This window comes from Pseudomonas sp. P1_F7, from assembly GCF_056405655.1.
This window is the reverse complement of sequence record NZ_JBFUBR010000040.1, coordinates 1-9,065: the sequence shown is the minus strand read 5'-3', so window position 1 is coordinate 9,065 and position 9,065 is coordinate 1. Positions and strand designations below refer to the sequence as shown.

Annotated in this window: 10 protein-coding genes and 1 pseudogene; 6 read left to right on the top strand and 5 right to left on the bottom strand. The window is 56.1% G+C overall.

What is annotated here, in order from left to right; genetic code table 11:
• From AC1D1M_RS31135 to AC1D1M_RS31120, 4 genes are all read left to right on the top strand, one after another.
• Nucleotides 1-681, top strand: a 681-nt coding sequence (locus AC1D1M_RS31135) for a proline racemase family protein (protein ID WP_477778659.1), incomplete at its 5' end; no start/stop codon positions are given.
• A 102-nt stretch (nucleotides 682-783) separates the two neighbouring features.
• On the top strand, nucleotides 784-1,797 hold the full coding sequence (locus tag AC1D1M_RS31130; RefSeq protein ID WP_477762340.1) for a GlxA family transcriptional regulator: 1,014 nt from the start codon (nucleotides 784-786) through the stop codon (nucleotides 1,795-1,797).
• A gap of 41 nt (nucleotides 1,798-1,838) precedes the next feature.
• Nucleotides 1,839-2,768 carry a DMT family transporter gene (locus AC1D1M_RS31125; protein ID WP_457327385.1) on the top strand — a complete coding sequence of 310 codons (930 nt, stop codon included), beginning with the start codon at nucleotides 1,839-1,841 and terminating at the stop codon, nucleotides 2,766-2,768.
• 60 nt (nucleotides 2,769-2,828) lie between these two features.
• A complete protein-coding gene (locus tag AC1D1M_RS31120; RefSeq protein WP_477762063.1) occupies nucleotides 2,829-3,647 on the top strand; it encodes an SDR family NAD(P)-dependent oxidoreductase in 819 nt (272 codons plus the stop codon).
• 109 nt (nucleotides 3,648-3,756) lie between these two features.
• On the opposite strand, the gene AC1D1M_RS31115 is transcribed toward AC1D1M_RS31120, so the two are convergent.
• Nucleotides 3,757-4,512: an SDR family NAD(P)-dependent oxidoreductase gene (locus AC1D1M_RS31115; protein WP_477762062.1), complete on the bottom strand. Its 756-nt coding sequence runs from the start codon at nucleotides 4,510-4,512 to the stop codon at nucleotides 3,757-3,759.
• Between the two features lie 12 nt (nucleotides 4,513-4,524).
• Nucleotides 4,525-5,292, bottom strand: a complete 768-nt coding sequence (locus AC1D1M_RS31110) for an SDR family NAD(P)-dependent oxidoreductase (protein ID WP_095942149.1) — start codon at nucleotides 5,290-5,292, stop codon at nucleotides 4,525-4,527.
• A 405-nt stretch (nucleotides 5,293-5,697) separates the two neighbouring features.
• On the opposite strand from AC1D1M_RS31110, the gene AC1D1M_RS31105 reads away from it, so the two are divergent.
• Both AC1D1M_RS31105 and AC1D1M_RS31100 read left to right on the top strand, forming a co-directional pair.
• The gene (locus AC1D1M_RS31105) at nucleotides 5,698-6,405 is read left to right on the top strand and encodes a TetR/AcrR family transcriptional regulator (protein WP_477762061.1); all 708 of its coding nucleotides are present in this window, start codon (nucleotides 5,698-5,700) and stop codon (nucleotides 6,403-6,405) included.
• Nucleotides 6,395-7,171: a pyrroline-5-carboxylate reductase family protein gene (locus AC1D1M_RS31100; protein ID WP_477762060.1), complete on the top strand. Its 777-nt coding sequence runs from the start codon at nucleotides 6,395-6,397 to the stop codon at nucleotides 7,169-7,171. Before AC1D1M_RS31105 ends, AC1D1M_RS31100 begins: the two co-directional genes overlap by 11 nt.
• A 70-nt stretch (nucleotides 7,172-7,241) precedes the next feature.
• On the opposite strand, the gene AC1D1M_RS31095 is transcribed toward AC1D1M_RS31100, so the two are convergent.
• The 3 genes and pseudogenes from AC1D1M_RS31095 to AC1D1M_RS31085 all read right to left on the bottom strand — a co-directional run.
• The gene (locus AC1D1M_RS31095) at nucleotides 7,242-7,625 is read right to left on the bottom strand and encodes a VOC family protein (RefSeq protein WP_046046576.1); all 384 of its coding nucleotides are present in this window, start codon (nucleotides 7,623-7,625) and stop codon (nucleotides 7,242-7,244) included.
• A gap of 63 nt (nucleotides 7,626-7,688) precedes the next feature.
• On the bottom strand, nucleotides 7,689-8,813 hold the full coding sequence (locus AC1D1M_RS31090) for an S-(hydroxymethyl)glutathione dehydrogenase/class III alcohol dehydrogenase (protein ID WP_477778658.1): 1,125 nt from the start codon (nucleotides 8,811-8,813) through the stop codon (nucleotides 7,689-7,691).
• 54 nt (nucleotides 8,814-8,867) lie between these two features.
• Nucleotides 8,868-9,065 (bottom strand): annotated as a pseudogene (locus tag AC1D1M_RS31085) (NADH-dependent oxidase); the annotation flags it as partial.

The window sequence follows — 9,065 nt, the reverse complement described above, 5'->3', positions numbered from 1 at the left end:
ACACCTCGCGAGCCGGGAAAACTGGCCATTGAAACACCGGCGGGACGGGTCGATGTCGAATACACCATGGGCGGTGAATTTGTTGAGTCAATTCGCTTGTTCAACGTATCCAGCTACCTGCACAGCGCCGATGTGGTGGTGGAAGTACCTGGTGTTGGAACGTTTACGGTGGACATCGCCTACGGCGGGAATTTCTACGCGGTGGTCGAACCACAGGAGTGCTGGACTGGATTCGAAGGGCAGACGACGGCTGACATCGTGGGGTTGAGCCAGAAGCTGCGTGCAGCGCTCTCGGCCATTTGTGACCCAGTGCATCCAGAGAACAGCAGAATCAGTGGTGTTCATCACATCATCTGGTGTGACAAACCACAGAGCAGAACCGTGCATGGACGCTGTGCCGTGTTCTACGGTGATAAAGCTATTGATCGTTCTCCCGGCGGTACCGGTACCTCGGCCCGGATGGCTCAGCTCTTCGGAAAGGGTCGGCTGAACGTCGGCGACGTTTATCGACTCGAAAGTCTGATCGGCACGATCTACGAAGGAAAAGTTGAGGCGTCGGTAAAAGTCGGAACCTTCGACGGCATGAATCCAAGTGTCAGCGGCTGGGCTGAGGTGATAGGTCACAACACTATTTTCGTTGATGACAAAGACCCTCTAGCCCACGGTTTCCAGCTCGCATAAAAAGTTTGGTCACGGCGCCAGCGGTTGATTCTTCGGATGCGCAGATTCAACCGTGGTTTGCACAATGGCTGTGTTCGTCAGTGTAAAGAAGCGAGGCGTAAAGTGATCGAACGACGAGATTTCAGCCGGTGTATGAAAGGTAAAAACCTGCGCTATGTGGAAGAGACCCGGAATGAGCCGACGACTCATGCCCGGGCAGGATTTTTACTGCTCGAAAACTTTTCGCTGCCTGCATTTACGCAAGCTCTGGATACGATTGTCACTGCCAACCTCATGCGTCCCACGTTGTTCTCTTCACGAACCTTCGGGTTGCAGGACGGAGAGGTCACCAGCGACCTTGGCTTGGTCATTCGACCGGATGGGCGTTTAGACGTCGCAGCACTCAAACACCTCAATTTGCTGGTCATATGCGGCGGCTATCGCACCGAGCTCAAAGTCCATCACGAGCTGATCAGCCTCCTCAAAACAGCATCAGAACTGGGTATCACACTGGCCGGGCTATGGAATGGGGCGTGGTTTTTGGGCGTGTCAGGTTTGCTTGAAGGGTATCGTTGTGCGATTCATCCCGAACACCGACCCGCGCTCGCAGAAATTTCAAAAGTCACGCATGTCACCAGTGAAGCATTTGTCATGGATCGCGACCGGCTCACGGCTTCGAGTCCGGCGGGTGCTTTTCACATGGCCCTGGAGTGGATCAAGGGGCTGCACGGCAAGGCACTTGTCGAGGGCATCGAAGACATTCTGTCTTTCGAAGAGTCGCGGTATCGGCGTATCAAACCGACACAGAACATCTCGTTGAGCGCCCCCCTCAAAGAGGTGGTCAAGCTGATGGACGCCAACCTTGAAGAGCCATTGCAAATGGAGCAACTGGCAGCCTATGCCGGACGTTCCCGTCGACAAATAGAGCGCTTGTTCAAAGAACAACTGGGTACCACACCGCAGCGGTATTACCTGGAATTACGCATTACCGAAGCACGACGATTGCTGCAGCACACAGAGCTGTCTCAGGTTGATGTGCTGGTCGCATGCGGCTTCGTTTCGCCGAGCCATTTCAGCAAATGCTACAGCTCGTATTTTGGTTACCGGCCATCGAGAGAAACGCGGCTAGTGAAATAAAGAAGCGCTTCGTCGACAGCTGACACGCTAAGGAGGAGGGCATGACCGAGGTGCGATTGAAGAGCGATCAAACAAAAAACACGGCGTACTTAACTACGCCCACCGTTGCCGTTAGTTCTGGGGTCGCAAGGCCCAAACTCGGGATTTTCCTGTGCCTGCTTTCAATGCTTATCTTTGCGACCCAGGACGGCATAACCAAGGTGCTTGTCAAAGACTTCCCGGTTGCCCAACTGGTCATGGTGCGGTATTGGGTGTTTGTCGTTTTTGCCCTCGGATATGCTGCCTATCAAGGTAGGGTAAAGGCGTCGTTTCGCAGCAAGCACCCTTGGCTCCAAATCATTCGAGCGCTGTTAGCCGTGGCTGAAACGATACTGTTTGCGATCGGGCTACGCTATCTGGGCCTGGCCGAAATGCATGCGCTCTATGCCGTATTTCCGCTGATGACATTGGCATTGGCCGGCGCCGTACTTGGAGAGTTTATAGGCCTTCGACGCTGGATTGCCTCGGTCATAGGGTTCACCGGGACTCTGATCATCCTCCGGCCAGGCGCGGGCGTCTTTGAACTCGCAGCGCTGATTCCCCTGCTAGCTGCATTGGGTTTTGCATTGTTCAACGTGCTGACGCGCCGGATTAGCCAGCACGACTCCTTTGCTACGAACATGCTCTTCATGGCAATTGTGGGTGCCCTGACGATCACTTTTGTGGGGCTGCCTGCATGGGTTGCTCCGACTCCCGTTCAGGGCCTCTTGATGGCGATACTGTCATTGACGGGAGTAGTCGCTCAGATTCTCCTCATTCAAGCACTGAAATACGCGACCGCTTCTACGCTACAGCCTTTCAACTATGCGCTTCTGGTGTTCGCCACGTTGATCGGTGTGATCGTTTTTGCCGAGCACCCTGATATGTGGGTGGTTGTTGGAGCAGCGTTGGTGATTATTGGTGGGCTGTATGCGATTAAAGCGAAGGCGTGAACATTCAACCTATCCTTTCGAGGCTTATTGGCTCAGCTGCTTTCTCTCCCCTAGACTGCCATGGGCTCAGGGACTAATCCCGGACAACAGGAGCAAAATGTGGTTGCGGACTGGAGTGGTCAGGTTGCGCTTGTTAGTGGCGCCGGTAGTGAACGTGGAATTGGCTTTGCGATTGCGAAGCGTCTGGGCAGCCTCGGCGTGCGATTAATCGTCACAGGCAGCAGCGCTCGCATCCAGGATCGGGTGGAGGAGTTACGCGCCGCAGGATTTGAAGTGCAAGGGCGTGCGGCTGACCTGAGCCAAGAGGATCAAGTCCTTGAGCTGACCACTTGGGCCGAATCGGTTTGGGGACGAATTGATATTCTTGTGAACAATGCCGGCATGGCCGCGCAGGGTCACCCCGAGCCTTTTGTCGAACTGGCGGACATGAGTGTCGATAGCTGGAACCTCTCAATTGCTCGGAATCTGACAACTGCCTTTCTATTGACCCGTGGAATTTTGCCGGGGATGCGTAACAGACGCTACGGCCGTATCGTCAATGTCAGCTCCACGACTGGCACTCGAGCCGGTAATCCGGGAGAGGCGGCTTATGCCGCGGCAAAAGCAGCAATGGTGGGTATGAACATGAGCCTGGCCATAGAAGTCGCGGGTTATGGAATCACTGTGAACGCGGTCGCGCCGGGCTGGATCGCTACAGGGTCAAGCACTCCGGAGGAAGAGAATGCAGCGAAGTATGTCCCGGTTGGCAGGGCAGGTCGCCCGGAAGAAGTAGCGGCTGCCGTTACGTTCCTGGCATCACCTGAGTCCAGTTACATTACCGGCGAGTTACTGGTGATTGATGGTGGCAATTGTCTGACAGAGAACAAAGCACCCAAGTAATCAATGCGTGCCCGCCGCAAAATTTTGCAGCGGACAACAGTCTGGCTCCACGCAACCTGCAACGGAGGAGAGTAAGTGACTCCCTCCGTCGCAAGTCAGGCTGATTCGATCAAAACGGCAGCGGCAGTTTCGCCGTGCGCCCCCCATCCACCACCAGCACTTGTCCGGTGATGAAGGCCGATGACTCCGAGGCCAGGAAGACGACTGTCCCGCCAACATCCGTCGGCAGTCCGGTACGTCCAACCGGGTGAAGACGCAGGAGTGCTTTGCGTGCCGCACGCGGATCAGCTTGAGCGGCGAGGTACGCATCACTCAGCTCGGAATTTATCCACCCCGGAGCAATGGCATTGCAGCGGATGCCGTCCCGGCCGAGATCGACTGCCAAGGCTCGGGTCAGCCCATGGATGCCGGCTTTGGAGGCACAGTACGCGGCATGTTCAGGGTTGGCGCCTATCCCTTCGATCGACCCGATGTTGATGATGCTGCCACCGCCTCGCTGACGCATCTGGGGCACCAACGCCTTACACAAGAATGCTGGCGCTCGCAGATTGACAGCCATCATGCGATCCCAGTCCTGTTCGGTCATATCATCAACGGATTTCTCGAACATGAACCCGGCGTTGTTAACCAATACATCGATTCCGCCAAGCTGCTCCTGGGCGGACTGTGCAATCAAACCGGGTGACTCCATCGAGGCGAGATCAGCCTCGACGAAATAGATTTGGGGGTGATCTCGCAAGTCGTCGTCCAGTGCCTGGCGCTGAGCGATCAAAACAGTAGCTCCCGCCTCAAGCAATTGTTCGGTGATGCCTCGACCAATTCCTCTGCCGCCCCCGGTCACCACTACATTTTTACCTTTGAGCATCGCTACTTCTCCTTAGCCGGATACCGGCTTGGCGCCTGTGACTTCTACCGTTTCACCGGCGATGTACCTGGCCTCGTCGGACGCCAGAAATGCGATGACGTCCGCAATGTCCTCAGGCTCGGCGATACGGCCTAATGGCACGCTCTTGTTCAGTTCTTGCACGGCCTTATCCGGATCCAGGCCACGACGCTCAAAGCCGCTGCGTATCATTGGGGTATTGATTTCGTGCGGGCATACGGCGTTGACACGGATGCCCAAAGGGGCGCAATCGCGGCCCAGATTTTTGGTTAAAGCCGCGACGGCCCCTTTGCTTGTGCAATACGCCACGTGGGCGGGGCCTGGATAAATTCCCCAGACAGATGATGTGTTGACGATTGCGGCGCCCGGGCGATTTTTCATGTGCGGTATTGCGGCACGGCAGATGAAGAACACCGCATTCAGGTTTACGCCCATGGCGTCAAACCACATGTCGTCAGTGGTTTCCTCAATCGTGCCGCGGGGAATGATGCCCGCATTGTTCAATACGATGTCAATCCCGGAAAAAACATCGACGGCAGTTTGGACAATCGCTTCACAATATTCTTTTCTGCGTAAATCGCCTGCCACGTAGTGCACTTCGGCGCCCAAGTCACGGACTTTGGCGGAAATTGATTTGCAACCGGCTTCATCAAGATCAGACAAAACAAGCTTTGCGCCTTCTCGGGCGAACAATAATGCTAACGCCTGTCCGACACCACCGGCAGCGCCGGTAATGACCACCACTTTATTATTGAATTTCATTGGGCAACCTACCTGGTAGTTTTTTTGGCGCAGCCATTATTTAATTTCAATGGCTCACAGCGTCCAGCAACTTTTTTACAGGGCCAAAGATAACGTGGCGTTATCCAAAGTTTCTGACTCGAGAGTTTCTTCTGGTGTCGTCGAAGACTTGATAAAAGTTGGCGCTGCTGGAGTCAATAACACTGATATCAACACGAAACATGCTGCGAGTACCTGTTGAGAATCGGCCGTTCTAGTGCCGGGCTTCGCAATTCGACCAGTGAATTGATTCGGGGCATTATTGATGGCGTGCGCTTGATTTGGCGATTGAGCGTCTCGAAAATGTACGCAGCTGTACATGCCGTGTACGCCACAGATCCTGAGGTGTACAGTGACGAAGAATTTTCAGAGAAAGGTGCAACCCGAATGTCACAGACAGGAAGGGCGAAAACCAAAGCTCAGGACGCAGGCTGGCGAGGCTCCGTCGATGGTTGGCTGGACGCCGCCTACGATGCTCTTAAAGAGTCGGGTGTGGATGCTGTGCGGGTGATGCCGCTGGCCAAACGCTTGAATTTGTCTCGTACCAGCTTCTATTGGTTCTATGAAGATCGGGAACAGCTGCTCGCGGCACTCCTCGCTCGATGGCGGGACAAGAACACCGGCGGTATGGTCAGCCAATGCGAGAGTTATGCAGAAAGTATTTCCGAAGCAATTCTCAACGTCTTCGAATGCTGGGTGAACCCTGAGCTGTTCGACTCGCAGTTCGAATTTGCTGTGCGCAGTTGGGCGCTGCAATCGGACGAGGTCAAAGCTGAAATCGCTTTAGCCGATGAGGCGCGGATGAATGCTCTGGCCGCGATGTTCCGACGGTTTGGCTACGACGGCGAGGGGGCTGACGTTCGGGCCAGGACGATCTACCTCACACAGATCGGCTACATCTCCATGAAAACCAATGAAGATATCGTCGTTCGATTTCGACGGATTCCTCAGTACGTGAGCGTGTTTACCGGCAAAGTACCGAAGAGGCGCGAGCTGGATCGCTTTTATGGAAAGTTTGGCTACGCAGAAAAAGAGCCTGGCGTTTTCGTTCCCTTGGTCGAAACATTCGAGGAGTCCACTGCCGATGGAGAATAGAACTCTGGGAATCATCGGGGGCACCGGCTGGCTCGGGCGTGCAATCGCGGTGGCGCTGCTCGATAGCGGGTTCGTCGGGCCTGACCGTTTGTTGATCTCGAACCGCTCCGGCGTCAATACCTTCGAGCCAGACGTGAGGCTGCTGGCCGACAACCAGCAGTTGGTGGACCTCAGCGATATTGTCGTGCTGTCCATCCGGCCGGAGCAGTTTCGCGAACTGCGGATCAACGTCCGCGGCAAGCTAGTGATTTCTCTGATGGCCGGAGTTCCGGCGGCAGCCATCAGCGCGGCCACCGGTGCGGATGTCGTGGTGCGGGCCATGCCGAATGCGGCCGTGGAAATCAGGCAGTCGTTCACGCCTTGGTACAGTGTCGGAAACCTTCCAGAGTGCGACCGCAAGTGGGTGCAGCGACTGTTCGAGTGTGTAGGTTCGGCGGACGAAGTGCCTGATGAAGACTGTATTGATTACCTCAGCGCGTTGTCCGGGACTGGGCCGGCCTTCCCGGCAATGTTGCAAATGGCTCTGACTAATCAGGCGGTGGCTGCGGGAATTCCCCTTGCCATCGCGCAGCGCGCTGCACAAGGCGTGGTGGTGGGGGGCGGCCAGATGCTTGCCAGTCGCGATCCGCAGCAAATGATTGAATCGTTGATGGCTTACCGTGGCGTGACGGCAGCAGCGCTGCAGTCGATGGCCGATCAAAACATCGAGTCCATTGTGGGGCGGGCAATAATGGCAGGCGCTGAGGTTGCGCGGCGGGGAATGTAGCCAGGGCAGGGGATATACAGTGAAGGCCCGCTGAAGGGCCTTCGCTGTAAAAGGCGTCAGCCGGTTGCGATTATTCGGCCTTGAAGCAATAGACAGCCAGTTTGTTGCCATCAAGGTCCCGAGCGTAAGCGGCATAGGCATTTTCAGCCCAGTTACGAGAACCCGGTTGGCCTTCACAGATGCCACCAGCAGCGAGTGCGGTTTCGTGGAATGCATGTACCGCAGCGCGATTTGGCGCTTCGAAGCTGACAGTCACGCCATTGCCAACGTTGGCAGGATTGCCATTGGCGGGTTTGAGCACGAAGAATGACGGTTTATCCACGCCCCAAATGGAGCCGGATTCATCAAGGTCGGCAACACGGTTGAGACCAATTTCTTTGAGAACGCCATCATAGAAGGTCCGTGCTTTGGCAAGGTCATTGGTACCGACAGTGACATGGGTAAAAACAGACATTTTGATTTCCTTTGGGTTGTGATGCGGGTGTGAGCGCTGGCCGATATCACGGCAGTGCCTTGGTCAGAAATGAATGACGGTGCGTATGCTTTGCCCTGCCAGCATCAATTCGAAAGCCTTGTTGATGTCCGAAAGACCAAGGTTATGAGTGATGAAGGTTTCCAGCGGAATTTCGCCGGTGCTCGCTTTCTCGACGTAGCTGGGAAGCTCCGTGCGGCCCTTGACCCCGCCAAACGCGCTGCCGCGCCAGACGCGCCCGGTCACCAGTTGGAAAGGGCGGGTGCTGATTTCCTGGCCCGCACCGGCAACACCGATGATGATCGATTCGCCCCAGCCCTTGTGGCAGCACTCCAGAGCAGCTCGCATCAACTTGACGTTGCCGACGCATTCAAACGAATAGTCCACGCCACCGTCAGTGAGCTCGACAATCACGTCCTGGATGGGCTTGTCATAGTCCATGGGATTGATGAAGTCGGTCGCGCCGAGCGATAGGGCGACGTCCCGCTTGGCCGGGTTGATATCAATGGCGATGACTCGCCCGGCGTTGGCCATTTTCGCGCCGATGATGGCCGCCAGCCCGATCCCGCCGAGCCCGAATATCGCAACGCTTGCCCCAGCCTCGACCTTGGCAGTATTGAGTACGGCACCAATGCCTGTGGTCACGCTACAGCCCAACAAGCACACCTGTTCCAGCGGCGCATCCTTGTGGATTTTGGCCAGGGAAATCTCCGGCAGTACCGTGTACTCGGAGAAGGTCGAACAGCCCATGTAGTGGAACACCGGCTGGCCCTGAAAGGAGAAACGCGATGTTCCGTCAGGCATCAGGCCTTTGCCCTGTGTCGCTCTGACTGCCTGGCACAGATTGGTCTTGCCCGACAGACAGAATTTGCATTGCCGGCACTCGGCCGTGTACAGCGGAATCACATGGTCGCCGACCGACAATGATGTCACGCCTTCGCCGATCGACTCGATGATCCCGCCGCCCTCATGGCCCAGCACGGCAGGAAAGATCCCCTCGGGATCGTCGCCCGACAGGGTAAAAGCATCCGTGTGGCAGACACCGGTTGCCACGATTCGTACTCGTACTTCGCCAGCCTTGGGCGGTGCGACATCAATGTCCACCAGCTGTAACGGCTGTCCTGGGCCGAAAGCGACTGCCGCCTTCGATTTAATGGTCACTGCTGACATGGTTCCCTCTTGTTCATGGCGAGCCTCCGTTCCAACAGGAATGGAGGTTCGGATTCAGATTTCTTTCACCAGGCGCAAAGCGTCGTAGATGGCCGCGTGGGTGTTGCGAGCAGACACGGCGTCGCCGATCCGGAACAGCTGGAAGCGTCCTTCGGGATTGGTGACGATGTTCTGTGCCGTGCCGGCGATCAGGTCATGCTGCTCTACCGCGCCGCCATTGGTGGAGAGAGGACGCAGGTCGAAGTACAAGTC

What these genes read in the sequence shown, in the direction of transcription:
- AC1D1M_RS31125 (WP_457327385.1), top strand. Translation starts at nt 1,839, where the DNA reads ATGACCGAGGTGCGATTGAAGAGCGATCAAACAAAAAACACGGCGTAC.
- AC1D1M_RS31120 (WP_477762063.1), top strand. Translation starts at nt 2,829, where the DNA reads ATGGGCTCAGGGACTAATCCCGGACAACAGGAGCAAAATGTGGTTGCG.
- AC1D1M_RS31115 (WP_477762062.1), bottom strand. Translation starts at nt 4,512, where the DNA reads ATGCTCAAAGGTAAAAATGTAGTGGTGACCGGGGGCGGCAGAGGAATT.
- AC1D1M_RS31110 (WP_095942149.1), bottom strand. Translation starts at nt 5,292, where the DNA reads ATGAAATTCAATAATAAAGTGGTGGTCATTACCGGCGCTGCCGGTGGT.
- AC1D1M_RS31105 (WP_477762061.1), top strand. Translation starts at nt 5,698, where the DNA reads ATGTCACAGACAGGAAGGGCGAAAACCAAAGCTCAGGACGCAGGCTGG.
- AC1D1M_RS31100 (WP_477762060.1), top strand. Translation starts at nt 6,395, where the DNA reads ATGGAGAATAGAACTCTGGGAATCATCGGGGGCACCGGCTGGCTCGGG.
- AC1D1M_RS31095 (WP_046046576.1), bottom strand. Translation starts at nt 7,625, where the DNA reads ATGTCTGTTTTTACCCATGTCACTGTCGGTACCAATGACCTTGCCAAA.
- AC1D1M_RS31090 (WP_477778658.1), bottom strand. Translation starts at nt 8,813, where the DNA reads ATGTCAGCAGTGACCATTAAATCGAAGGCGGCAGTCGCTTTCGGCCCA.